Raw genomic sequence first — 24,410 nt, 5'->3', positions numbered from 1 at the left:
GCATTTTTTCTTTTTAATTACACCTTTAGCTAATATCTTATGCCTTTTTACTTATGCCTTTAGCCTAATTACCACCTTCTAAAACCGTCCTCATAGCTTTGGCTTTAAGTAAACATTCTTCATATTCGTTTAAAGGATCAGATTTTGCAGTAATAGCACCTCCAACCGAATATGACACGTACTTATTACTAGCATTATATAAAATACTGCGGATAACGACATTAAAGTCAAAGTCGCCTGTTGGCGAAATATAGCCGACTGCACCAGAGTATAAACCGCGTTTGGTTTCTTCTAAAGTTTCAATAATTTTCATTGCCGAAATTTTTGGAGCTCCAGTCATACTTCCCATAGGAAACGTACTTTTAATAATATCTATTGGATGTGTGTTTTTTTCTACCTGAGAGGTTACTGTAGATATCATTTGATGCACTTGATCAAAGGTATAAATCTTGCATAATTCTTCAACTTTAACGCTCCCTTTTGTTGCGGTTTGTGATAAGTCATTACGCACCAAATCTACAATCATTACGTTTTCGCTACGTTCCTTTTGATCCGATACTAAATTGTTTTTTAAAATAGAATCTAATATAAAATCATCCTCACGTTTTGCGGTCCCTTTAATAGGTTGCGATATAATTTTAGTGCCTTCTTTTTTAATGTAACGCTCTGGTGACGCAGACAATAAGTATTTATCATTTAGCTTTAAAAACGTCGCAAATGGTGGTTTTGAAATGGCATTAAGTTTATTGTAAATCTCTAACGGGTTTATAACAGTGTCCTCTGCATAAAACTCTTGACAAAAATTAGCCTCGTAAATATCACCTCTATGTATGTGACTTAACATGGTTTTAATCTTATCAAAATACGCCTCTTTATGTATTCTGAGTTTTATTTTAATAGGGTCGTTTTCGATAGGTAAATTGTCAATTTCGTCGTCCGTGTAACTATTTATTGCATTTAAATCGTCTTCCACTTCATCATCAACCATTTTTAAATACTGCAGTTCCACAGTGTTACCTTTAATTAAAAAGATTTTTTTAGGTTGAAAAAAATATAAATCAGGAAATGCTAAACCATCAAAATTAGCAGATTTTAAAGGCTCGACATCATTTTTTAAATCGTAAGTCAAATAACCAAAAACCCAGTCATTAGCTAATGTTTGGTATTCTTTAAACTGCTCAAAAGCATTTTTATAATCCGTTTGAAACCCTGTAAAGGCATCGACAGCTAAAACAGCATCATAGCTAGAGTACTGTTGATTATACTGGTTAGAATCCAGCCAAACAACATCGTCAAATTGTTGGCTCCAAGACAATAAATTTTGCTTGAAATACTCAGGATTAGTCAGTTTATGTTTTGTAGTTGTTCTCACCATAAAAAATGTTGCGTAAAGTTAAACAGAAATGTTAAAAAAAACGAGTATTTTAGTCATGAGATTAAATATAAAACAGATGTTTCAACTATCAAATGAGGTATTAAAAATTTCGGTTAAACCGAAAGGCGCAGAATTATGCGGAATTGCTTCCGTAAAAAATGACAATCAATTTATGTGGCATGCAGATCCTGACATTTGGGGAAGTTTTGCACCAAATTTATTTCCAATAATTGGAGCTTTAAAAAATGACCAATATACTTTTGAAGGTAAAACCTACAACATGCCAAAGCATGGTTTCGTAAGGCATAATGACGATATAAAATTAGTAAAGCAAACCAACAATAGCTTAACTTTTAGCTTAATTTATAATGAAGCCTTATTGAAACAGTTTCCTTTTAAGTTTGAGTTTTTAATAACTTATACTTTAAACAACAATACTTTAGATATCAAACACACCGTTAAAAACTTAGATAATAAAGCAATCTATTTTAGTATTGGTGGACATCCTGCTTTTAAATGTCCTGTTTATAGCAATGAAAATTATACTGATTACAATTTGGTTTTTGAAAACGAAGAAACAGCCCAAACCTATGTATTAAATATGGATAATGGTTTAGTTACCAATCAAACAAAGCCAGTTTTTAATACTAAAAACAGCATCAATTTAAAACCAGATTTATTTAATGAAGATGCGCTTATTTTTAAAGATTTACAATCCAGAAAAGTGGCTTTAGTGAGTAAAACTCATGGCGAAATACTAAATGTAACCTATAAAGACTTTAATTATTTGGGTATTTGGGCTAAACCAAACGCACCTTATGTTTGTATAGAACCTTGGTTAGGTATTGCTGACGCTGAAAACACATCACAAAAACTAATCGAAAAAGAAGGTATTATTAAATTACCACAAAATGAAACCTTTAATGCAAGCTACAGTATACAAATACATGAGCATCATTTAGGGTAAACAAAATAATAGTGGTAATTTTGTAGGCTAAAATAACACGTTTTGAGCTTTAGAGATTTAAATTTAAATACCCCTTTATATAACGCAATTGACGACCTAGGGTTTACACAACCAACTCCAATACAAGCAGAAGCTTTTAATGTAGTTGCAAGTGGTAAAGATATGGTTGGTATTGCACAAACTGGTACTGGTAAAACTTTTGCCTATATGTTACCAATACTTAAAAACCTAAAATTTTCTAAGCAAGATAATCCTCGTGTTTTAATTTTAGTACCTACTAGAGAATTAGTAGTGCAAGTTGTTGATGAGATTGAAAAATTAGCAAAATACATAAACACGCGTGTTCTTGGTGTGTATGGAGGTACAAACATTAACACACAAAAACAAGCAGTTGCACAAGGTCAAGATATTATTGTTGCAACGCCTGGACGATTGTATGATTTAGCAGTTAGTCGAGTACTACAACTTAAATCTTTAGAGCGTTTAGTTATTGACGAAGTTGATGTTATGTTAGACTTAGGGTTTAGACATCAGTTAATTAATATTTTTGATATCCTTCCAGAACGTAGACAAAACATTATGTTTTCTGCTACAATGACAGAAGATGTTGACGAATTAATTACTGACTTTTTTACTGCACCACAAAAAGTATCTATTGCTATTTCTGGTACTCCACTAGAAAACATAGCACAAACAAAATATAGTGTCCCTAATTATTACACTAAACTTAATTTATTAGTACACTTATTACAAGACGCTGAAACGTATAACAAAGTATTAGTTTTTGTATCTAATAAACGCATGGCAGATAGACTTTTTGAAGCTTTAGACGAGTTTTTTAAAGAAGAGTTATGTGTTATCCACTCAAACAAAACGCAAAACTACAGACTACGTAGTATCGAGCAATTTAGAGAAGGTATTAACCGTGTTTTAGTTGCTACAGATGTAATGGCACGTGGATTAGATATAGATAACGTAACACACGTTTTTAACTTTGATACACCAGACTATCCAGAAAACTACATGCACAGAATTGGTAGAACAGGTCGTGCAGAACGCGAAGGACAAGCAGTTGTTTTTAGTACCGAAAAAGAACAAGACAGTCTTGAAAAAATTGAAAGTCTAATGCAAATGGACATTCCTGAATTACAAATTCCAGAGGAAGTTGAAATCTCTACGGAGTTGATTGAAGAAGAACGTACTGTAATTAAAGAACGTAACAATCCAACCAAACGTAAAGACATTGATGCACCTGGACCTGCTTTTCATGAAAAATCAGAAAAAAATAGTAAAGAAAATTTAGGTGGTAGTTATAAATTTAAAATTGCTGCCAAGTATAAAAAGCCAAAAACAAGAGGTGATAAAAATTACAATAAACGTAATAAAAAATAAAAAAAAGCGAGCTATTTAGCTCGCTTTTTTTATTTAAATAAGTTTCCAAATTTTAATGTAAACTAACCACACGACTCATTTGCCATATATTTGCTTCTTTTTTCCATATCACTATAAACTTACTAGGCTTGGATATGGCATTAGGTTCTTGATTATTATAAAATGTATGCATACCTATTTGCACTGCTCCAAAATTATTAATTGGATATACCTCAACACTTCCCGTTACTAATTGTCTAGTTACTTTACCGCAAATATTATTTTTTAAGCCTTCCATATAATCTGATTTAGAAGTCATTAAACCACCATTATCGTGATAAAATTCCAAGTTTTCAGGAATCATTTTATTTTGTAAGATTAAATCACATGTATTATAAGCTTCAAAATAAATCCGATCTTGCTCTAAAATTGTATTATACAAGTTTTTATTTACAATCTCCTGAGGCTTTACGTTGTCTACTTTTATAACGGTTTTAATTTTACAGGAACTTATTACTCCTAATAATAGTAAATAAATAAGACTTTTAGTTATGCTAATTTTCATGATTAATTGTTATTGGTTAGGCATTACTTGATTAATTACTTAATAAAGAGACAGTATAGTATTATATGTTACAGTTTTAACAAAAAAAAAAAAGCGAACCTATTTGGTTCGCTTTTTTTAAATTTCCGCGAAAGCGGAATATTAATTTAATTTTTAAACGTGTAAAGCACGATCATCCGTTGCTGCTAAAGCAGCTTCTTTTACCGCTTCTGCAAATGTTGGATGTGCATGTGACATACGTGAAATATCTTCGGCAGATGCTCTAAATTCCATAGCAACTACTGCTTCTGCAATTAAATCTGCACAACGTGCACCAATCATGTGTACACCTAATACTTCGTCTGTCTTTTTATCTGCAAGAATTTTAACAAATCCGTCAATGTCACCTCCTGCTCTAGCACGACCTAACGCTCTAAACGGAAATTGACCTACTTTATAATCTGCTCCTGCTTCTTTTAATTCTTCTTCTGTTTTACCAACAGCAGCAACTTCTGGCCATGTGTAAACAACACCAGGAATTAAGTTATAATCTATGTGTGGTTTTTGACCTGCCAAAGTTTCAGCAACAAAAACACCTTCTTCCTCTGCTTTATGCGCTAACATTGCACCTTTTACAACATCTCCAATTGCGTAGATGTTAGATACATTAGTTTGCAAGTGGTCATTAACTTCTACTTGACCTCTGTCTGTTAATTTAACTCCAGCAACTTCAGCATTTAAACCATCAGTAAAAGGCTTACGTCCAACAGATACTAAACAATAGTCTCCTTTAAACTCAACAACCTCTCCTTTTTTGTTTTCTGCTTTTACAATTACTTCATCTCCAACACGCTCTACTGATTGTACTTTGTGAGATAACATCATGTTAAACTTAGCCTTTTTAAAGACTTTATTCAACTCTTTAGACAAAGCTCCATCCATTCCTGGAATAATTCTGTCCATATACTCGATAACAGTAACCTCCGCACCTAAACGTCTGTAAACTTGACCTAACTCTAAACCAATAACACCACCACCAATCACAATCATGTGCTTAGGGATTTCTTTAAGTTTTAAAGCTTCAGTAGAGGTAATAATACGCTCTTTATCTAAAGTAATAAATGGTAAAGTAGATGGTTTACTACCTGTAGCTATAATCGTATTTTTTGCTTCGATTGTAGTTGTTTCTTCACCTTCAATAACAATATGAGTAGCATCTTTAAAACTACCAACACCTGTAAAAACGTCGATGTTGTTTTTCTTCATTAAAAAGTCAACACCACCAGTAGTTTGATCTACAACTGCTTGCTTACGACCAATCATTTTTTCTAAATTCACTTTAATATCTCCCGGAATTTCAATCCCATGATCTTCAAAGTGCTTAGTTGCTTCTTCATAATGATGCGAAGATGCTAATAGTGCTTTACTTGGTATACATCCTACATTTAAACATGTTCCACCTAAAGTAGAATATTTTTCAATAATTGCAGTTTTCATTCCTAATTGTGCGCAACGTATTGCTGCTACATATCCACCAGGACCTGAACCGATAATTGCTACGTCGTATTGACTCATATATTTTGTTTTTTCGCTTTCGCGGAAATTAATAATTGTTATAATTTAAAACAAAAGTACGATTTGTGACTGTAATAAAGAAGCAGAAACACCTAATTTTAATATACGCTTAACAGTAGGTCTTAAAAACATAAAAGTCCATATTAATCAAATTATTATTTGACTAATTACAGACTTGTTATGAAGGTTTCCCTTAAGATTAATAGCATTGTAAAATTGCACAATACTGATAATTAACACAATACTTAAATTGAGTAATTTTAATTTTAAATTAGATTTTTATTAAATTTTAGCATACCCACTAACTCGCCAGTAGAAGAAATTTTTAATTTTTTTAGAATATTACGTCTGTGTGTGTCTACGGTATGTGAGCTGATATTTAATTTTTCTGAAATCTCCTTGCTTGTTAAGTTTAACACTAATAATCTAATAACATCACGCTCTCTATTACTAATAGACTCTTTTAATAATTTCTGAGAAAAGTTATTAAAATATATAGTTTCATACTCATTATTAGCGTTTAGTAATTTAGCAGTTGCTGTGATATGCATTTTAATTTTTGGATCCAAAACCGTATAATGTGCCAATCCTATTATAGGCTTCATGTCTAAATCAAAAGACAAAGGCGTGGTGTTTTGCACAATGTTAACATAGGTGTCGTTTCCGTTTTTAAACCTGTAATTCCAAGTGTAATTAGTCTTACTTCTGTCTGTTGGTTTAATTTCAGTCAAGGTAAACTCCATTAATTGGTTCATGGCACTTAACCAAACCTCGATATCCTCTGGATGAATGCGACTCCAAAAATAGCGCATCCCTTGTGTTTTTAATACGTTAGGATCTATACCTAAGCAAGAACTAAGATTTTTACTGATATACTCAAATTTTAAATCCTGTGTATTGGTTACGCAAAAAAAGGTGGAACTATAGGGTAAGTAACTATCCAATTCCATCATTTTTTTAATATGTGTTTCTAGTGACGGTTTTTCATAGGATTTAAATATATTTTTATATAGTTCCTTGATTTGTGAATACTTCATTTAAAAATTATTAATAGCGATTAATTATTAAACAAGTTATAAAAAAAAATTAAATTGGTATGGCAGTAGTACTTTTTACTTCACTGATAACAAACATACTATGTGTACTTCCAATGTGGTTTATATTAGTAAGTTTTTCTACCATAAACTCCCTAAACGCTTCCATATCTTTAACCATAACTTTTAATAAGTAGTCATAATCACCACTAATATGATGACATTCTAAAACCTCTGTTAAGTTGGTAACCTCCTTTTCAAACTGTACCACATATTCTTGGATGTGTTGCGATAGTTTTATATGACAAAAAGCAACAAAACTTTTTTCCACCTTTTCCTTTTTAACTAAAGCGACATATTTATTAATTACACCATTGTTTTCAAGTTTTTTAATACGCTCAAAAACAGCAGTTACGGATAAATTTAACTTGTTAGATAACTCTTTATTAGTCTGTTTACTATCGTTTTGTAATAATTCTAGTAGTTTTTTATCAATTGCATCAAAGGTCATAATGGAAAAATTTTCAGTGGAATTAAATTAAAATCAAATATACATAATTTATTTTCTGTATAATTAACAATATTTAGTTTTAAAATCTAAATTTAATCACATCTATTGATTATTAATCTAACGTTATTGATATTTGATGTAATCATTACTAAAACTAACACAAATGAAATTTAAACCAGCAGATAATATTCAAGACTTACAATATTTTGGGGAATTTGGAGGAGTAAACCCTTCAATATCAGACTCATCTACCTACACTTTTTTAAAAGCAAAAACCATGTTTGATACCTTTGAGGGTAATACAGATGGATGCTATTTATACTCTAGACACTCTACACCTTCAAACCTTTATTTAGGTGAAGCATTAGCTGCTATGGAAGGGACAGAAAGTGCCAATGTTGCAGGATCAGGAATGGGAGCAATAACACCTACTTTATTACAACTTTGTGGTGCTGGTGATCATATTGTATCTAGCCGAACGATTTATGGTGGTACTTACGCGTTTTTAAAGAATTTTACACCTAGAATGAATATCCAAACGTCGTTTGTAGACATTACAAAATTAGACGTGGTCGAAGCTGCAATTAAGAAAAACACAAAAGTTTTGTATTGCGAGTCTGTAAGTAACCCTTTATTGGAAGTTGCAGACATTAAAGGTTTAGCTGCTTTGGCTAAAAAGCACAACTTAATCTTAGTTGTGGACAATACGTTTTCACCTTTATCTATTTCGCCAGCACAATTAGGTGCTGATATAGTAATACATAGTTTGACTAAATTTATAAATGGATCTTCGGATACTATGGGTGGCGTTGTATGTGGTAGTAGTGAGTTTGTCAACTCATTAAAAAGTGTCATTGATGGTGCAAGTATGTTACTTGGTGCTTCTATGGACAGCTTACGCTCTGCTTCGATTTTAAAAAATATGAGAACATTGCATATCAGAATGAAGCAACACAGTAAAAATGCGTCTTATTTAGCCGAAAAATTTGAAAGACTAGGCATTAAAACAGTATATCCAGGATTAACTTCTCACCCATCTCATGACGTTTTTAAATCTATGATGAATGAAGCTTATGGTTTTGGAGGTATGCTTACTATTGATGCAGGATCTTTAGATAAAGCCAATGCGTTAATGGAATTAATGCAAGAAAAAAACGTAGGTTATTTAGCGGTAAGTTTAGGTTTTTATAAAACCTTATTTAGTGCTCCAGGAACCTCTACATCTTCCGAAATACCACAAGACGAACAAGCAGAAATGGGATTAAGCGAAGGTCTAATTAGATTTTCTATTGGATTGGATGACGATATAGAGCGTACTTTTAACATGATAAAAGCATGTATGATTGAAGTTGGTGTTTTACAATTAGAAACAGCATAACTTGATAAGTAATTTTTTAATAAAAGCCTGAGCAAATCCTATGTTCAGGCTTTTATATTTTCATTTAAAAAAGCACAAAAACAACATGTATTAAAGCTTGTAATTATACTTCAAATTAACCTAAATTCAATGCTAAATTACCCTTTCCAAATTCACATAAATATTAATCAGAAGTTAATAGAATAATAAACTTTGTTGCCAATTACTTTTAACTTGCTAATTTTCAACACATAAATCCATTTGCATAACTTATTGTAAAATCGTAACATTACAACACTAAAAAAACTAACTAACATGCAAGACGACAATATTTCAGAATTTAAAGCAAACGATCAAAATATAGTTGAAAATAAAGAACTTAATTTTATTGAAGCTCTAATTCCTGTCGTGATACTTATGGCAATGTTGGCATACAACATTTTTTTTGTAGAAGGTCAAGAGTGGTTTGGAACTTATACTAACCAAATTATACTGCTTTTAGGTGGTGCATCTGCAGCTGTTGTAGGATTATTTAATAAAGTTTCTATTAAACCCATGATTAAAGAAATCTGGGAAAACCTACAAAGTGTTTTTGTTCCTATCATGATTTTATTTTTAGTTGGCGCTTTAGCTGGTACTTGGTTAGTCAGTGGTGTAATTCCTGCAATGGTATATTATGGACTACAAGTGTTAAGTCCTGCTATATTTTTACCAGCTTCTGTAATTATTTGTGCTATTATATCCATAGCAACAGGAAGCTCTTGGACAACCTCTGCAACCGTTGGTATTGCTTTAATAGGTATTGGAAGCGCGTTAGGTATTAGTCCTGGTATGATTGCTGGTGCTGTAATATCTGGAGCCTATTTTGGAGATAAAATGTCTCCTTTAAGTGATACCACAAACCTTGCTCCTGCTATGGCTGGAACAGATTTATTTACACACATTAGGTACATGACCTTTACAACTGTACCAACTATAATAATCACTCTAATTGCTTTTGGAATTATGAGTGCGACAATAGAAACCACAGGAAGTGCTGATATAAGTGGCTTATTAACTAGTATAGAAGGCACATTTAATATCACACCAATGTTATTTATTGTACCATTGGTTGTAATTGTTTTAATATTATTTAAAACTAAACCCTTAATCGCCTTAGTTACTGGAGTTATTCTAGCAGCTATTTTTGCTTTTATATTTCAATCAAACGTATTAAATGGATTAGCAGACTCAAACTTTACTGCCATTATAAAATCTATTTTAACAGACACGCAAATCACTACAGATAACGATAAACTTAACGACTTATTTAGTGCTGGTGGTATGCAAGGTATGCTTTGGACAATCCTATTAATTTGTTGCGCTATGGTTTTTGGAGGTATCATGGATGCAATTGGTGCATTATCTAGATTAACTAAAGCACTTTTAAAATTAGCTACTACAGTTTTTGGATTGTTTGCTAGTACTGTTATTAGTTGTTTAGGTTTAAATGCTATAGCTAGCGACCAATATTTAGCGTTGGTAATACCTGGTAAAATGTTTAAAAAAGCATATCAAGATAAAGGACTTGCGCCAGAAAACTTAAGTCGTACTTTGGAAGATTCTGGAACTGTAACCTCTGTACTTATCCCATGGAATACCTGTGGTGCATACCAATCGGGAGTTTTAGGTGTTGGTGTTGGTGAGTATTTTGTGTATGCTATTTTTAATTGGCTTAGTCCATTTACAACCTTATTTTTTGCTGCTCTTAATCTTAAAATAAGAATGCTAAAAGATAAATCATTATAAATTATACCTTTTCATATAAACTATAATTAAAATTTATAACCTAATAAGATTTAAAAATTTTATTAGGCTTGTTTTTTTAATATCATGCTGTACTTTTGCACACTGTAAAAATAAAGTAATTAATTTTAAAATTTTAAACAAATGGCAATAGTAGGAAAACAGTTTCCAGATTTAAACGTAGATGCAATGAACGAGTTGGGAGATACTTTTAAAATCAACGTTCTTGAAGAAGCAAAAAACAACAATAAAAAAGTAGTTTTATTCTGGTACCCAAAAGATTTTACTTTTGTTTGTCCAACAGAATTACACGCGTTTCAAGCTGCTCAAGAAGAGTTTGCTAAAAGAAACACAATCGTTATTGGTGCATCATGTGACACTCCAGAAGTACACTTTGCATGGTTAAGCCAATCTAAAGATAATGGTGGTATCGAAGGTGTAACCTACCCAATCCTTGCAGACAGCAACCGTAACTTATCTAGCATATTAGGTATTTTAGATATCAAAAACGAAACTTATGATGAAGTTACTGGAACTGTACAAGTAGAAGGTGACAACGTAACTTACAGAGCAACTTATATTATTGATGAAGATGGTATCGTACAACACGAAAGTATCAACAACATGCCATTAGGTAGAAACGTTGGAGAATACTTACGTTTAGTAGATGCTTTAACGCACGTACAAGAAAAAGGTGAAGTTTGTCCTGCAAACTGGGAAGAAGGTAAAGATGCAATGCAAGCTAACGCTAAAGGTACTGCAGCTTATTTAGCAAACCACGTAAACTAAATTATTATGTTACAAGAACTAAGTCAAGATAACTTAAGCGAAATTATAGCAAACAACGACACTGTAGTAGTACAATATTCGGCTACATGGTGTGGTAACTGTCGTATCATGAAACCAAAAGTTAAAAAATTAGCTGGCGAGTTAGAAAATATAACGTTTGTTATCGCTGACGCGGAAAAATTTCCGGAATCAAGAACATTAGCTACTGTCGATAATTTACCAACATTCGCAACCTTTAAAGGCGGAAAATTTGTAAATCAAACACAGACTAACAAATTTGACGTTTTAAAAGAGTTAGTTGACGAAGTAGCATAACAACAAATAAGTCAGGTTGAGTATAGTCGAAGCGTAAAATACTTCGGCTATTTTCAATCGGATTAAAAAAAAAAATTATCAATGAAATTACCTGTAATAAAACATTTAGCTCAATTTATAGAAGACAATGACGAGGATTACATCGTTGAAACTATTGAAACTCTAGAAGCCCTAACCGAAGTACCATCTTTAAAAGATGAAGAGTTAGACGTTATTGGAGAGCTAATCTCTAATATGTATGGCGCAATTGAAGTTAATAAAATGATTAAAGATGGTACACCTAAAAAAGAGGCTGTAAACAACTTTATGAAACGTGTTTTAGGTTCTATTGATAAGTAAGCTTAAGAGAAAGAAAAAGAATTATTAAAACCACTTGACATACTAAAGTGGTTTTTTTATATCTAACAATTAATTGGTTAACCAATTTTTAGTACCTTACAAGGTATTACAAACCTAAACAACCAATGCCATGATCAAAAATCACTTATCAAAAGTATCTTACTGCTTTATAATTACTACTATATTAGTATTTAATAGCTGTAAAGACAAAATAAATAGTAAAAATCAAACTAAAACAGAGCAAACAGAAGTTTCTAAAACAGTGTACGCGAGTAATGTTATCCCGTTTTTTGACCAATGGAAACTTATTTTAGGTGATGGTTCAAATGCAGGAATAGCAACTGATTTTGAAAACAAAGATTTTTTCTACACTCAAAACGATGGAAAAGACAACTGGGTTGTATTTAAATCGCCTAATGGTGGTGATACCCACGGGACATCAAATAATACTAGAACCGAATTAGCCCAAACAAAAAAATGGTATCCAAAAACTGCTAATGATAAATTATCTGCAACATTAAAAGTAATGAATGTATCTGCAACAGGAGATGCAACTGTGGCTGCATCACACTCCGTGGTAGTTGGCCAAATACATAGTGCAGATGCTTTTGAAAACGAGCCATTAAAAATATTTTACAAAAAATACCCTGGTCAAACTAAAGGTTCTGTATTCTGGCATTACGAAATTAATACCGCAGGAGACGACAATGCAAAACGTTGGGACTACTCCTCTGCTGTTTGGGGTAATGACTTTTCTGTTGTTGGTAGTGACGCCTCTACTTTCCCTGAAGAACCAAAAGAAGGAATAGAATTAGGAGAAGAATTTAGTTACCAAGTCGTAGTAAAAGATGGTATAATGAATTTAACTTTTACAAGTCCTAATCATGAAACCAAGACCTTTACAAAAAACTTATTACTATCAGAATACACTACTAAATCAGACATACCAGAGCAAACTAAAAAATTGTTTTTTCCAATTGGACAAGATGGTGTAGAACGTCCAGAAGCCTATGCAGGCGAAGGTTGTTTCTTTAAACTTGGTTGTTACAATCAGACTAACGGAAAATCTCCTGAAGTGAATAAAAACTGGTGTTCTGGAGCAGAAACACACGGTGGTGACATCCAAAAGCAATATGCGGATGGCAACTATGCCGAAGTTTGGTTTAAAACAGGAAGTATATCTGTAAGTGATACTGCTGTTTCTAACGATGGCTATTTTGCTAAAAACGATTAAAAACACTTAGTATAATATTTTCCAAAACCACTTTACAAATGTAAAGTGGTTTTTTGTTTAACAGCTATAAACCAATTCAAAGTCATTTCCTGTAAATTAACTTCCAATCGCTCAATTTGTGTTTTTTTGCCAAATTCATCCTTAAAATCTTCGTTTTATACTAAAAAAGCCCTTTTTATTACCTAAAAAAAGGTGCATTGTGGTTCTACCTTTACACCATAATTAAAACACATATTAAAATGAAAAATAATAATGCACTCGCACAAGTTCGTGCGCTCGAAATACCATCTCGAGAAGCTATGCTAAAACGCGATACAACTGTAACTCAATTTTGGAACAATAACAGACAGTTATTAGAAGATGCATGGGCAGAATGGGAAATAGAAAACAAAGACACTTTATTAATTCCAGACGAAACATTACTAGATCCAAAATTACGTCAAGCTGTAAAGGATGCATGGGAAAACCCAGAAAAAGAAAATGTGGTTGCAGATTTATGGGAAGAAATAATTCCTGGTGTATATTCTATCCAATTTTTTGATGTAGAACGCTTAGCAGAATTCCGTAATTATTTAGAAGCTGTTGCAAATTCAAAAATACCTGCGCGTCCGCCTTATGGTATCCAGTTAAACCGTTATGGTTTTATGTTAGATCCACGTTCGGAAGGTCATCTTGCTGCACCAAATTTTCAAGCTTTTTACAACGACATGATGGATCGTTACATGCGTCCTATCTCGCGTTTATTGTTTGATACTTATGGATATGATAACCAAACCTTTGGATTCTCTATTCAGTACAATCCAGATAAAGACAAAGATTTACAAGCACACACAGATGCCTCTGCTGCAACCTTAAATATCAACATTAACTTACCTGATGAAAAATTTACAGGATCGGAAGTAGATTTCTTTGATAAAACGACAAAACAAACTGTACAAGCGGTTTTTGAGCCTGGTAAAGCCATAATTCATCGTGGTAATGTTCCGCATGCAACACATGCTATAAAAACAGGACAACGTAATAATTTAGTCGTATGGTTGTATGGCGATCGTATGCAAATCCCAAGAGGTAGCACAAGTAGCTACGGTAATAGTAACGATGCAGCCGCAACTGTTAATGCACCAGAGCAAATAACTGCACGCCAACGTTGGAGTTTGCCAGATGGCCCTAAAGATACTATTGCTCCTTTTTAAAACAGCACTTAGTTTTACCCAATTTGCTGCACAGCAGACTAATTATAACATTATATTTCAAAAAAACCACTTCGTTTATATCAAGTGGTTTTTTTGTTTATATACTACAACTACCCAAAAGCAATCTGCAATCCCATTAACACAAACACAAATCCGCTTATTTTATTAAGCCAAATCCCTGAGTTTGGATTGCCTTTAATTTTAGTTGAAAACGTACTAGCAAACAAGGTTAAAATCACATACCAAATCACACCAATTATTGCAAACGTAACACCCAATAAAACAAAAGGAACAGGATCTTCTAATTTTGAAGGTGTAATAAACTGCGGAAAAAATGCCAAAAAGAATAATGCAACTTTAGGATTTAAAGAATTAGTAAAAAACCCAGACCAAAAGTCGTTTTTAGAACTTTTATTAGCTTCACTTGTCGTATTCTCTGTAAATAAAGCAGAAGTATCCATATATTTTTTCACACCAATATAAACCAAATAAGCTGCACCAATATACTTAATAACCATAAAGGCTATTGCAGATTTTGCAATTAAAACCGTTAAACCAATTGCAGACAAAAACGTGTGCGTTAAAATACCTGTATTAATACCCATTGCTGACACTATTCCAGATTTACGACCTTGACCAATAGATTTATTTAACACAAATACAGTATCAATTCCTGGTGTCATTATAAAAAATAAAGCAGTAACCATAAAGGTTATAAAATTCTCGATGCCTAACATACTATTTCAGTTTACGGATTATAAAAAAATGTTATACAAAGAAACCATGATGATAAGTAACAAAAAATACATATTTTTGATTCAGTAATGCAAAAAACGCATTTATCATGACCACACAGCAAATAAAATATTTTTTAGTTTTAGCCGAAGAGCTTCATTTTTGGAACACTGCCGAAAAAGTCTTCATCTCACAATCCTCATTAACTAGACAAATACAAGCGTTGGAAGACGAGCTTGGTTTTTCACTATTCGAAAGAAATAAAAGAAATGTAAAACTAACTGATGCTGGAAAGTTTTTACAAGAACATTGGAGCAAAACCATAAACGAATTGGACCATATTTACCAACAAGCTAAAAAAATCAATCAAGGTGATGCTGGTGTGGTGTCTATCTCGTATCCTGGTTCTATCACCTTTAGTTTGTTGCCTAATTTTCTAGATCTTATTAAAACCAATTTACCAGATCTTAAATTAGAATTAGCCGAACTTACCGATGAAAACCACGAAAAACTACTCCTAAATTACAAAACAGATATTGCGTTTAGTCGGGATTCTATTTCGCATATTAATATACAATCGCTTAAATTATTTACAGAGCCTATTTGCATTGCTGTTCCCAATGACCATTGGTTAAATACAGATACCATTAACAATATAGACAAACTGCAACACGAAAACTTTATACTTTCAGGCTTACACCAAACCACCTATTTTTCGTCTTTATTACGTAATTTGTTTAATCAGTATGGTTTTGAACCAAAAATTAGCATCGAATCTGATTTTGGTGGTATGATTTTAAATCTGGTGTCCAAAGGACTTGGTATTTCTATTTTACCACATTCTTTTAAATATTCAAAATTTAATAATGTGCGTTTTATAGACATCGATCAAACCATTGATTTGTATATCCATTGGCGAAAAAACGAAGTCAACAAAACCATAACTAAGGTTATAGATTGTGCTAAACAGTTGGACACAAGCGTCTATTAAACAAAAAATAATTCTTTAGAATTAAACCTTTTTTCATATTTTAAGTCCAAATAGCGCAACCTAACTATTTTTAATTTATGAAAACTAACCATTTATTATCTTGTGGATTACTCGCTTTATTGTTTTTTGCTTCATCTTGTTCCGATTCAGATTCAGAAGACTATATTCCTATTCCAGACAATAATAGTATAACACAATTAAACTTACCTGACGCCTATTTTAACTACGCAAACATTGCATTACCTAGTTATTATACCGCAAGCGAATTCCCGCCACAATTTCAGTTTCAAGCAGTAACAGCTTACGACAATACACCTGCAGACAACCCAATTACAGATGCAGGTGCAACCTTAGGTCGTGTTCTTTTTTACGATAAAAAATTAAGTGGTAATGGCACAGTTGCTTGTGCTTCTTGCCATCAAGCGGAACATGGTTTTTCGGATGCCAATACACTAAGTCAAGGATTTGAAGGTGGATTAACCAGAAGACATTCCATGAGTATTGTAAATGCTAGATTTTATGCTGGCGGAAAATTCTTTTGGGACGAGCGCGCCAACACTTTAGAAGATCAAGTCTTAATGCCTTTTCAAGACGACGTAGAAATGGGTTTAACGCTTCAAGAATTAGTTAATATAACTAGTAGCCAAGATTACTATCCGCAACTATTTCAGGATGCATTTGGCGATCAAAATATTACAAGCGATAAAATTTCTAAAGCCTTAGCACAATTTATACGTAGCCTAGTTAGCGTCACTTCAAAATATGATGTTGCCAGAAGCGAAGTCTCCTCTCCTATGGCTAACTTTCCGAGTTTTACAGACCAAGAAAATCAAGGTAAAACCCTATTTTATGCACCACGTACGTTAACCAATGGTGTTAGCGGAAACTGTGTTGGTTGTCACCAAACCGAAGCCTTTATTGGACCTTTTCCAAACACTAATTTCCCACTTACAACTTTTGCAACATCCAATGGTTTAGATGCTACTTCTACAACAGATTTAGGTGTTAGTGAAGCCACAGGAAACACCAACGATACTGGTAAATTTAAATTTCCATCGTTAAAAAATATTGGTGTGCGTCCGCCTTATATGCACGACGGAAGATTTGCCACTTTAATGGAAGTTGTGGAGCATTACAGTTCTGGCATTCAAAACCATCAAAATTTAATTACGCCTTTAGTAAATGATGCTGGCGAAGTTGGACAATTTAATTTTAATCAAGAAGAAAAAAATGCATTAGTCGCTTTTCTAAATACATTAACAGACAACGACATGCTTACTGATGAAAAATATAGCAATCCATTTATAGATTAACATGAAACACCTTTTTATAATCACTATCCTATGTACACTATTTAGCTGTAGTAGCGATAATAGCACTTCCGTAGAAACGCAAAACCCAACAGAAAACCCAACACAAAACACACCAAATATTCTGTTTATTATTGCTGACGACTTAGGTAAAGATGCTATAAATGGTTACACGGAAGGCAACATAAAACCCAACACACCACATATAGACGCTATCCGTAATGCAGGATTAACATTTAATAACTTTTGGTCGTATCCAACCTGCTCGCCAACCAGAGCCTCAATTTTAACAGGTAAATATGGTTACCGTACCGATGTAAAATGGGCTGGAGACGTTATTCAAAATTCCGAAACCAGTTTGCAACAATACATTACCAACCAAACCAATACTAGTTATGCAACTGCAATTGTTGGTAAATGGCATTTGGCAGGCAACAGCAGCACTTTTAATCCCGAAATATTTGGTATCGATTATTACGCTGGATTACTTAGAGGCGAACCACAAAGTTATTACAACTGGTTGTTAACACAAGACGGAAGCAGTACTTTACAAACCGATTATAGCACAACTGCCTTCACAGATTTATCCATAAACTGGATACAACAACAAAACAAACCTTGGTTTATGTGGTTGGCTTATAATGCGCCACACACACCGTTTCATGTACCTCCAAGCAACATGCACTCGCAAGGCAATCTACCAGAATATGCTAACGGAATGGACGAAACACCCTATTACATGGCAGCTATTGAGGCTATGGATTTCCAAATTGGTCGTTTATTAGATACCCTATCGGAAACAGAAAAAGCTAATACTACCATCATTTTTATTGGTGATAATGGCACGCCAAATGAAGTCGCACAAGCACCTTATTTAAGCACAACTACCAAAGGAACCTTATATCAAGGCGGAATAAATGTACCGCTTTTTGTTTCTGGATATGGTGTAACCAGAACAGGAACAGATCAAAATTTAATTACTAGCACAGACCTATTTGCAACCATTGCCCAATTAGCAGGTGTTAACACAAGTCAAATTAACGATAGTAAAAGTTTTAAATCCTTACTTATTGAAAACACTACGATAAGAGATTTTCAATACGCTGAAAAAGACGATGGAAACGTTAACAATTGGACAATTAACAATGGAAACTTTAAACTGATTACTTATGCTAATGGATCACAAGAATTTTACAATCTTAATAACGATCCTTACGAAAGTAATAACTTATTAAACAACACTTTAACTGAGGAGCAAGCCAATGCTAAAGCCACTTTAGAAACCGAACTTAGCGTTATTAGAAACTAAACCTTTAAATTAAAGTTAAAATTTTGGAATAATCATTCCAAAACGAATACCTTTGCCTTGTGAATAAAAAAGAAGCCATACTATCCGCTGCCATTAAGTTACTAACTGAAAAAGGCGTACACAATACACCAATGTCTGCTATTGCTAAAGCTGCAGGAACAGGAATGGGAACTATTTACAACTATTTTCCAAACAAAGATGTATTAATAAATACCATTTACGTTAGTATAAAACACCAAGAAAAAGAGTTATTTTCAGATTTCGATGCTAACAAATCCATTAAAACACAATTTGAAACGTATTACGCTGCTATGATCGATTTTTTTATAGCGAATCCTACCTATTTTAAATTTATGGAACAGTTGCAAGCCTCTCCTATTATTACAGAATACAGTAGAAACGAAGGCGGAAAATCTATTATTCCAGTGTATCAATTACTGGAAAAAGGACAAGAAGAAGGACAAATCAAAGCCATAAATATGGACGAACTACTCATGTTTATTGGTGGTTCTGTTTTAGCCTATTTACGTTGGTATTTTAACAAGACGGAAAACAACAACACATCAATCTACAACCAAATGCACATGCTTTGGGATGCTATAAAAGCATAAAAAAATTTAATATTAATTTGGAATGAACATTCACTCCAACAAAACAACCATTATGAAAAGAAATGTATTAATCACAGGAACATCAACAGGAGTCGGTTTTGAAAGCGCTATCCTTTTTGCAAAAAACAATTTTAAGGTCTATGCAACCATGCGAAACCTAGACAAAGCCAAAAAATTAAAAGAGCAGATTGAAAACGATAATTTAGACATCCACCTATTGCCTTTAGATGTTACCAAAACGGAAACTATTAAAGCTGCTGTAGATACAATTATTAAAAACGATGGTAAAATTGACGTGCTTTATAATAACGCTGGTGCTGGTTTTGCAAAAACAACAGAACAAGCTTCCGAAGCCGAAATTAAATGGGTAACAGACGTTAACTATCTTGGTGTGGTATATTGCACGCAAGCGGTTTTACCACACATGCGCAAACAAAAATCGGGACAAATAATTAGTATTACTTCTGTTGGTGGTTTGGTTGGTCAACCATTCAATGAGCTGTATTGTGGAGCAAAATTTGCAGTAGAAGGTTTTATGGAAGGCTTAGCCACTTATGTTAGCGATCCGTTTAATATAAACATTACGTGCTTAGAACCAGGAGGAATTTCAACCGAATTTATGACGTCTGCAATAGACAAAACAACAACCGAAGGTCAATTTGCAACTGGCGAGTACGCTCCTATTTTTGAACAATACATGGCTGGAAACCAACAAAGAGCTAAAGAAAGTACAACACAAGTGTACCAAACTGGTTTAGAAGTCGCACAAGTGGCTTTAGATGTAGCACAAAACGAGAATCCGCCTTTACGCATTAGAACTTCACAATGGGCTGAAGATTTTACAAATCTTAAAACAAAAGTCGATCCAGATGGTACTAAATTAATTAGTCAGGTAAGAGCTAGTTTTTTATAATATTTTAGAAGCATGAATAGGAAAACCACTTAGCAAAAGCTTGGTGGTTTTTTGTTTGGAATAACCGTTGATTTTCATTCGGTTTTTGGTAACTTCGATTTAGAATATAACTTTTAATAAAATATACTCCACATATTACTCTATATTTATGAGATATAATTAATAAGAGTTATTATAAAACGAGTTGGCAAACATATGAGAAATGCAAAGTTCAGCATATTAATTTTTGTTTTTACAATCCTTATTTTTGGTTGTGAACGAAAAGTTGAACCGAAAAAATCTGAATTTAAAGTTGCTCAAGATTATTCTGAATTCACAACGAAAATGGAAAATAATGATACTCTGAATATCGGAGTGGTTTTATCAATGTGTATGTGGAGTGAATATGACCAATTACAAATCACAAAAGCGAATGACAGCGTATTTCTTCAATTAAAAGAAAAACGAGTTATGGACGATGAACCTGTTCATTTTAAGAAAGTCTTTTATGAAATGAAAAACGACACTCTGAATTTGGAAAAAATGATGACTGATTTTGATATTAATTATCAAGAAAAAATAAGCAGTACATTTTTTGTAATCATTAACCCGAAAGAAAAAGACACAATTTTATTAAAAACAAATGGACTTGGAAATCGTGGATTTAATATTGAACGTTATCAAAGAATAATGTTTGAAATGTATCCTAAAGAAATGGAAAAGTATCGAATTGAATATATAGTTCTACCACCAGAACCGATTGAAATTGAAGATACTGAAATGGAAAAATAAATACGATTTGCCAACAAAGCATATAATTTATTGATAGGTTCTAGCCTGCTTACGAAAATACTCGCGTATTTTCTATTCGGTTTTTATTTGCTAAATTTAGGTGCTTAAACATGCAACAAACCATATACAAAAACTTAACCAAACATTAATATCAAACTCTAAACTTAATCTCATTGGGAATTGAAAGAAATAAATTAATTGGTTTTTTCGGAATTGGAATATTTACTTATAAGACAATTTCAGGTTTAAGTTATAGTTTTTCTGACCTTGCGAAAGATTTATTGATTTTATTAGATTCTAAACCTTCTTGGACTTTTTGGATTTCGGAATTGTTTGGACTTATTCTTTTTGTAATTTTAATTAATGTTATAATTAATCGGATTTTTGAAAATTTTAAAACCATTAGTGAAAACGTTCTGAAATATTTTATTTGGAGTTTTTGTGCTTATTTTATTATTCAAGTTATTCAAATTTCTTATCCTTCAATAAAATCCTTTTTCGTTTTTGAAGTAGAAAATCTCGGAATTAAAGATTACTATGGCTATTTAAGAAATAACTATATGTTATATTTTACACAATCAATTTTCTATTATTTAGGAGAGATAATTGCAATTATTTTGATTTATAATAAAACAAAGAACGAATGAAAACGATTTGCTAAAACCGTGTATAATTAATTGCTCTTTTTAGCCTGCTTACGAACATTCCTGCTGAGTATACCATCAGCTATTTATTCGTTACATAAGTGCTTAAACTACGCAACAATCCACACAGAGTCAAGTTTACAGCCAATACAAAATCAACTTCCTTAATGAAATTTGAATTAGACCGTCAAACAAAAAATGATTTAGAAATTTTTAATTCTGAGGATAATTCCATCCTTAGCTATTATGATATGACAAAAACTAAAGGTGGTAAAAACTGTCTTTTTGAAATGATAAATACCCCATTGTCAGACATTGCTAAAATTAAAAATAGACGTGATACTATTCAATTCTTTTACGATTCCGATTTTAAACTCTCTATAAATTATAATCAGTTAGAATATATAGACTATTATTTAAAATTAGGCACAACACCTTTAATCGCCAACATATTCAGTGCGTTAATAAATCACTTAACTTATAAAGTAAGACCAAATAACGATTACTATTTAATTACAAAAGGTATTGAGCAGCTTTTATTACTTTGTAAAACATTAGACAACACACTACAAATAGATCTTGAAAACTGTCCAGAATTATTAAAAAAAGAGATTAAAACCATAAATAATTTAATAAAATTACCTTTTTTTAAAAAATACATTGACTCCAATGTTGCCTTATCTTTTAGTGATATTAATAAGCTAGATGCTTTTTTAAGAGATAGCAATTTTAAAGCGTTAGAAAACGCAATAGCAGCTGTGTATACAATAGATGCCTTTATTTCGGTAGCTGATGCTGCCAGAAAAAAAAATCTTACGTTTCCGGTTTATGTTGATACCAAAACACCGGAATTGCAGGTTACTGGACTTTTTCATCCATTATTAAAAAAAGCAAAATCTTACGATTTTGAAATTAATGAAAAATCAAATATGGTGTTTTTAACAGGCCCAAATATGGCAGGAAAATCAACCTTTCTTAAATCCATTGGGCTGTCCGTTTTTATATCTCATTTAGGGTTTCCTGTACCTGCTACTTCCATGACAACTTCTGTTTATAATGGCGTTGTGTCTACAATAAATTTGTCCGATAATTTAAATAAGGGATTAAGTCATTTTTACACAGAAGTCAAACGTGTTAAAGAAACAGCGCTTAAATTAAAAGAAAACAAAAATTTACTTGTTATTTTTGACGAGCTGTTTAGAGGAACAAATGTAAAAGATGCAGCAGATGCCTCTTTGTTAATTATTAACTCGTTTTCTAAAATTAAAAATAGCACCTTTTTTGTATCAACACATATTATAGAAGTAGCATCGGAATTATGTGATGCGGATAGTATTCAGTTTAAATGTTTTAACTCACAATTAGTTAATAACATCCCAGTTTATGATTATAAGTTAAAAGATGGTATTTCTCATGAGCGTTTAGGATTGCTTATTGTAAAAAACGAAAAGATTGTTGAGATTTTAGAATCCATAAAATAAAAAGCAAATACAGTAATGTGATATGGTTTATAAAACTACTATCTAAACAAAAATTAAATTATAAAGTCAAAACAATAAAATGCCCAACAAAAAAAACCTAAAAGAAGTTGCAAAACTGTTTTTCAAATTAGGAAGCATTGCTTTTGGTGGTCCTGCTGCACATATTGCGATGATGGAAGACGAAGTAGTTAAAAAAAGAAAATGGATGACACCACAACATTTTCTGGATTTGGTTGGTGCTACTAACTTAATTCCTGGCCCAAACTCCACCGAAATGACCATGCATTGCGGACATGAAAAAGCAGGTTGGAAAGGACTAATTGTAGCAGGTTTTTGTTTTGTATTTCCTGCGGTAACCATTACCATGCTTTTTGCTTGGTTGTATCAACAATACGGACAACTCCCAAAAGTAGAACCTTTTATTTATGGTATTAAACCAGCTGTAATTGCCATTATTTTAGGTGCAGTTTATAGACTTGGTAAAAAAGCACTTAAAAACGTTCAATTAGGCATTTTAGGCGCATTAACTTTAATTGCATGTTTACTTGGTGCTAACGAAATTGTAGCGTTGTTTGCCTGCGGATTTTTAGGTTTACTGTTATACTTTTTTGAAAACAATAAAAATAATCTAAACAGCTTTGCACCTCTTGTGGTGCTTCAAGTAGCATTAACACCAAGCACATTAAAAATACTTTGGACCTTTTTTAAAGTTGGTGCTTTATTATACGGAAGTGGTTATGTATTATTTGGTTTTCTGGATGCCGAATTAGTGTCTACTGGCTTACTAACCAGACAAGAATTGATAGATGCAGTTGCTGTTGGACAATTTACACCAGGACCTGTATTATCTACAGCGACCTTTATTGGTTGGCAATTAGGAGGTTTTTGGGGAGCAATAGCTGCAACTGTTGGTATTTTTCTGCCTTCCTTTGTATTTGTTGCTATATTAAATCCGTTTGTACCTAAAATGAGACAATCTAAAGTTATCTCGGCTTTTTTAGATGCGGTAAATATTGCGGCTGTTGCTGTAATTATAGCTGTTTGTGTAGCTATGGGACAAGACACACTAACGGATTGGCGCACTATAGTCATTGCTGTGGTTAGCATCCTTTGTGTTTTTATATTTAAAAAAGTAAATAGTGCTTTTATTGTTATTGGTGGTGCTTTATTGGGTTTTGTGTTAACCTTGTTTTAGTCCGTTTTAATACCACAAAAACATCCAAATCATATTTTTATCTTAAAAAAAATAGTGTATT

24 protein-coding genes are annotated in these 24,410 nt (G+C 32.6%); 18 read left to right on the top strand and 6 right to left on the bottom strand.

What is annotated here, in order from left to right; all coding sequences use genetic code 11:
* Nucleotides 1–64: 64 nt before the first annotated feature.
* Nucleotides 65–1,375, bottom strand: a complete 1,311-nt coding sequence (locus tag B2989_RS04510) for an anthranilate synthase component I family protein (protein WP_292944795.1) — start codon at nucleotides 1,373–1,375, stop codon at nucleotides 65–67.
* 55 nt (nucleotides 1,376–1,430) lie between these two features.
* Here B2989_RS04510 and B2989_RS04505 point away from each other — a divergent pair, with 55 nt between their 5' ends.
* Both B2989_RS04505 and B2989_RS04500 read left to right on the top strand, forming a co-directional pair.
* The gene (locus B2989_RS04505) at nucleotides 1,431–2,342 is read left to right on the top strand and encodes an aldose 1-epimerase family protein (protein WP_292944792.1); all 912 of its coding nucleotides are present in this window, start codon (nucleotides 1,431–1,433) and stop codon (nucleotides 2,340–2,342) included.
* Nucleotides 2,343–2,384: 42 nt separating this feature from the next.
* Nucleotides 2,385–3,734: a DEAD/DEAH box helicase gene (locus B2989_RS04500; RefSeq protein WP_145001886.1), complete on the top strand. Its 1,350-nt coding sequence runs from the start codon at nucleotides 2,385–2,387 to the stop codon at nucleotides 3,732–3,734.
* Between the two features lie 52 nt (nucleotides 3,735–3,786).
* Here B2989_RS04500 and B2989_RS04495 read toward each other — a convergent pair whose 3' ends face one another.
* The 4 genes from B2989_RS04495 to B2989_RS04480 form a co-directional block, all read right to left on the bottom strand.
* Nucleotides 3,787–4,278 carry a nuclear transport factor 2 family protein gene (locus B2989_RS04495; RefSeq protein WP_292944787.1) on the bottom strand — a complete coding sequence of 164 codons (492 nt, stop codon included), beginning with the start codon at nucleotides 4,276–4,278 and terminating at the stop codon, nucleotides 3,787–3,789.
* Between the two features lie 153 nt (nucleotides 4,279–4,431).
* Nucleotides 4,432–5,832, bottom strand: a complete 1,401-nt coding sequence (gene lpdA / locus B2989_RS04490) for a dihydrolipoyl dehydrogenase (RefSeq protein WP_292944784.1) — start codon at nucleotides 5,830–5,832, stop codon at nucleotides 4,432–4,434.
* Between the two features lie 266 nt (nucleotides 5,833–6,098).
* The gene (locus B2989_RS04485; protein WP_292944781.1) at nucleotides 6,099–6,869 is read right to left on the bottom strand and encodes a response regulator transcription factor; all 771 of its coding nucleotides are present in this window, start codon (nucleotides 6,867–6,869) and stop codon (nucleotides 6,099–6,101) included.
* A gap of 49 nt (nucleotides 6,870–6,918) precedes the next feature.
* Complete coding sequence (locus tag B2989_RS04480) at nucleotides 6,919–7,377, bottom strand: Lrp/AsnC family transcriptional regulator (protein ID WP_292944778.1); 459 nt, start codon at nucleotides 7,375–7,377, stop codon at nucleotides 6,919–6,921.
* Between the two features lie 163 nt (nucleotides 7,378–7,540).
* Here B2989_RS04480 and B2989_RS04475 point away from each other — a divergent pair, with 163 nt between their 5' ends.
* The 7 genes from B2989_RS04475 (at nucleotide 7,541) to B2989_RS04445 (ending at nucleotide 14,389) form a co-directional block, all read left to right on the top strand.
* Nucleotides 7,541–8,755, top strand: a complete 1,215-nt coding sequence (locus B2989_RS04475; RefSeq protein WP_292944775.1) for an aminotransferase class I/II-fold pyridoxal phosphate-dependent enzyme — start codon at nucleotides 7,541–7,543, stop codon at nucleotides 8,753–8,755.
* Between the two features lie 294 nt (nucleotides 8,756–9,049).
* A complete protein-coding gene (gene nhaC / locus B2989_RS04470) occupies nucleotides 9,050–10,522 on the top strand; it encodes a Na+/H+ antiporter NhaC (RefSeq protein ID WP_292944772.1) in 1,473 nt (490 codons plus the stop codon).
* Between the two features lie 141 nt (nucleotides 10,523–10,663).
* Complete coding sequence (locus B2989_RS04465) at nucleotides 10,664–11,308, top strand: peroxiredoxin (RefSeq protein ID WP_292944769.1); 645 nt, start codon at nucleotides 10,664–10,666, stop codon at nucleotides 11,306–11,308.
* 6 nt (nucleotides 11,309–11,314) lie between these two features.
* The gene (locus tag B2989_RS04460) at nucleotides 11,315–11,623 is read left to right on the top strand and encodes a thioredoxin family protein (RefSeq protein WP_145001894.1); all 309 of its coding nucleotides are present in this window, start codon (nucleotides 11,315–11,317) and stop codon (nucleotides 11,621–11,623) included.
* A gap of 81 nt (nucleotides 11,624–11,704) precedes the next feature.
* Nucleotides 11,705–11,962 (top strand): DUF6952 family protein, encoded by a 258-nt coding sequence (locus B2989_RS04455; protein ID WP_145001895.1) that lies wholly within the window; start codon nucleotides 11,705–11,707, stop codon nucleotides 11,960–11,962.
* 130 nt (nucleotides 11,963–12,092) lie between these two features.
* Nucleotides 12,093–13,196, top strand: a complete 1,104-nt coding sequence (locus B2989_RS04450; protein ID WP_292944758.1) for a polysaccharide lyase family 7 protein — start codon at nucleotides 12,093–12,095, stop codon at nucleotides 13,194–13,196.
* A 239-nt stretch (nucleotides 13,197–13,435) separates the two neighbouring features.
* Nucleotides 13,436–14,389 (top strand): 2OG-Fe(II) oxygenase, encoded by a 954-nt coding sequence (locus B2989_RS04445; protein ID WP_292944755.1) that lies wholly within the window; start codon nucleotides 13,436–13,438, stop codon nucleotides 14,387–14,389.
* 110 nt (nucleotides 14,390–14,499) lie between these two features.
* Here the strand turns inward: B2989_RS04445 and B2989_RS04440 are convergent, their stop codons facing one another.
* Complete coding sequence (locus B2989_RS04440; protein WP_292944752.1) at nucleotides 14,500–15,126, bottom strand: LysE family translocator; 627 nt, start codon at nucleotides 15,124–15,126, stop codon at nucleotides 14,500–14,502.
* 107 nt (nucleotides 15,127–15,233) lie between these two features.
* On the opposite strand from B2989_RS04440, the gene B2989_RS04435 reads away from it, so the two are divergent.
* The 9 genes from B2989_RS04435 to chrA all read left to right on the top strand — a co-directional run bounded on the left by B2989_RS04435 (nucleotide 15,234) and on the right by chrA (nucleotide 24,349).
* On the top strand, nucleotides 15,234–16,115 hold the full coding sequence (locus tag B2989_RS04435; RefSeq protein WP_292944749.1) for a LysR substrate-binding domain-containing protein: 882 nt from the start codon (nucleotides 15,234–15,236) through the stop codon (nucleotides 16,113–16,115).
* Between the two features lie 77 nt (nucleotides 16,116–16,192).
* Nucleotides 16,193–17,428: a cytochrome-c peroxidase gene (locus B2989_RS04430; RefSeq protein ID WP_292944746.1), complete on the top strand. Its 1,236-nt coding sequence runs from the start codon at nucleotides 16,193–16,195 to the stop codon at nucleotides 17,426–17,428.
* A gap of 1 nt (nucleotide 17,429) precedes the next feature.
* A complete protein-coding gene (locus B2989_RS04425; RefSeq protein ID WP_292944743.1) occupies nucleotides 17,430–18,734 on the top strand; it encodes a sulfatase-like hydrolase/transferase in 1,305 nt (434 codons plus the stop codon).
* Between the two features lie 59 nt (nucleotides 18,735–18,793).
* A complete protein-coding gene (locus tag B2989_RS04420; RefSeq protein ID WP_292944740.1) occupies nucleotides 18,794–19,345 on the top strand; it encodes a TetR/AcrR family transcriptional regulator in 552 nt (183 codons plus the stop codon).
* Between the two features lie 52 nt (nucleotides 19,346–19,397).
* Nucleotides 19,398–20,258, top strand: coding sequence for an SDR family oxidoreductase (locus B2989_RS04415; protein WP_292944737.1), 861 nt, complete (start codon nucleotides 19,398–19,400; stop codon nucleotides 20,256–20,258).
* A gap of 195 nt (nucleotides 20,259–20,453) precedes the next feature.
* Nucleotides 20,454–21,029: a hypothetical protein gene (locus B2989_RS04410; protein WP_292944734.1), complete on the top strand. Its 576-nt coding sequence runs from the start codon at nucleotides 20,454–20,456 to the stop codon at nucleotides 21,027–21,029.
* A 173-nt stretch (nucleotides 21,030–21,202) separates the two neighbouring features.
* Nucleotides 21,203–21,676, top strand: a complete 474-nt coding sequence (locus B2989_RS04405) for a hypothetical protein (protein WP_292944731.1) — start codon at nucleotides 21,203–21,205, stop codon at nucleotides 21,674–21,676.
* 164 nt (nucleotides 21,677–21,840) lie between these two features.
* Complete coding sequence (locus B2989_RS04400; protein WP_292944728.1) at nucleotides 21,841–23,154, top strand: MutS-related protein; 1,314 nt, start codon at nucleotides 21,841–21,843, stop codon at nucleotides 23,152–23,154.
* Between the two features lie 79 nt (nucleotides 23,155–23,233).
* Nucleotides 23,234–24,349: a chromate efflux transporter gene (chrA, locus tag B2989_RS04395; protein WP_292944725.1), complete on the top strand. Its 1,116-nt coding sequence runs from the start codon at nucleotides 23,234–23,236 to the stop codon at nucleotides 24,347–24,349.
* The last annotated feature ends 61 nt before the right edge of the window (nucleotides 24,350–24,410 follow it).

Origin of the sequence: Olleya sp. UBA1516 (genome assembly GCF_002323495.1) — a bacterium.
GTDB lineage: Bacteria > Bacteroidota > Bacteroidia > Flavobacteriales > Flavobacteriaceae > Olleya.
This window is presented reverse-complemented; position numbering and strand designations above follow the sequence as displayed.

Bases quoted from the DNA above. Each gene is read 5' to 3' on its own strand.
- B2989_RS04445 (WP_292944755.1), top strand. From the start codon at position 13,436: ATGAAAAATAATAATGCACTCGCACAAGTTCGTGCGCTCGAAATACCA.
- B2989_RS04410 (WP_292944734.1), top strand. From the start codon at position 20,454: ATGAGAAATGCAAAGTTCAGCATATTAATTTTTGTTTTTACAATCCTT.
- B2989_RS04460 (WP_145001894.1), top strand. From the start codon at position 11,315: ATGTTACAAGAACTAAGTCAAGATAACTTAAGCGAAATTATAGCAAAC.
- B2989_RS04475 (WP_292944775.1), top strand. From the start codon at position 7,541: ATGAAATTTAAACCAGCAGATAATATTCAAGACTTACAATATTTTGGG.
- lpdA (WP_292944784.1), bottom strand. From the start codon at position 5,832: ATGAGTCAATACGACGTAGCAATTATCGGTTCAGGTCCTGGTGGATAT.
- B2989_RS04465 (WP_292944769.1), top strand. From the start codon at position 10,664: ATGGCAATAGTAGGAAAACAGTTTCCAGATTTAAACGTAGATGCAATG.
- B2989_RS04435 (WP_292944749.1), top strand. From the start codon at position 15,234: ATGACCACACAGCAAATAAAATATTTTTTAGTTTTAGCCGAAGAGCTT.
- chrA (WP_292944725.1), top strand. From the start codon at position 23,234: ATGCCCAACAAAAAAAACCTAAAAGAAGTTGCAAAACTGTTTTTCAAA.
- B2989_RS04425 (WP_292944743.1), top strand. From the start codon at position 17,430: ATGAAACACCTTTTTATAATCACTATCCTATGTACACTATTTAGCTGT.
- nhaC (WP_292944772.1), top strand. From the start codon at position 9,050: ATGCAAGACGACAATATTTCAGAATTTAAAGCAAACGATCAAAATATA.
- B2989_RS04480 (WP_292944778.1), bottom strand. From the start codon at position 7,377: ATGACCTTTGATGCAATTGATAAAAAACTACTAGAATTATTACAAAAC.
- B2989_RS04415 (WP_292944737.1), top strand. From the start codon at position 19,398: ATGAAAAGAAATGTATTAATCACAGGAACATCAACAGGAGTCGGTTTT.
- B2989_RS04455 (WP_145001895.1), top strand. From the start codon at position 11,705: ATGAAATTACCTGTAATAAAACATTTAGCTCAATTTATAGAAGACAAT.
- B2989_RS04400 (WP_292944728.1), top strand. From the start codon at position 21,841: ATGAAATTTGAATTAGACCGTCAAACAAAAAATGATTTAGAAATTTTT.
- B2989_RS04485 (WP_292944781.1), bottom strand. From the start codon at position 6,869: ATGAAGTATTCACAAATCAAGGAACTATATAAAAATATATTTAAATCC.
- B2989_RS04510 (WP_292944795.1), bottom strand. From the start codon at position 1,375: ATGGTGAGAACAACTACAAAACATAAACTGACTAATCCTGAGTATTTC.
- B2989_RS04450 (WP_292944758.1), top strand. From the start codon at position 12,093: ATGATCAAAAATCACTTATCAAAAGTATCTTACTGCTTTATAATTACT.
- B2989_RS04495 (WP_292944787.1), bottom strand. From the start codon at position 4,278: ATGAAAATTAGCATAACTAAAAGTCTTATTTATTTACTATTATTAGGA.
- B2989_RS04430 (WP_292944746.1), top strand. From the start codon at position 16,193: ATGAAAACTAACCATTTATTATCTTGTGGATTACTCGCTTTATTGTTT.
- B2989_RS04440 (WP_292944752.1), bottom strand. From the start codon at position 15,126: ATGTTAGGCATCGAGAATTTTATAACCTTTATGGTTACTGCTTTATTT.
- B2989_RS04505 (WP_292944792.1), top strand. From the start codon at position 1,431: ATGAGATTAAATATAAAACAGATGTTTCAACTATCAAATGAGGTATTA.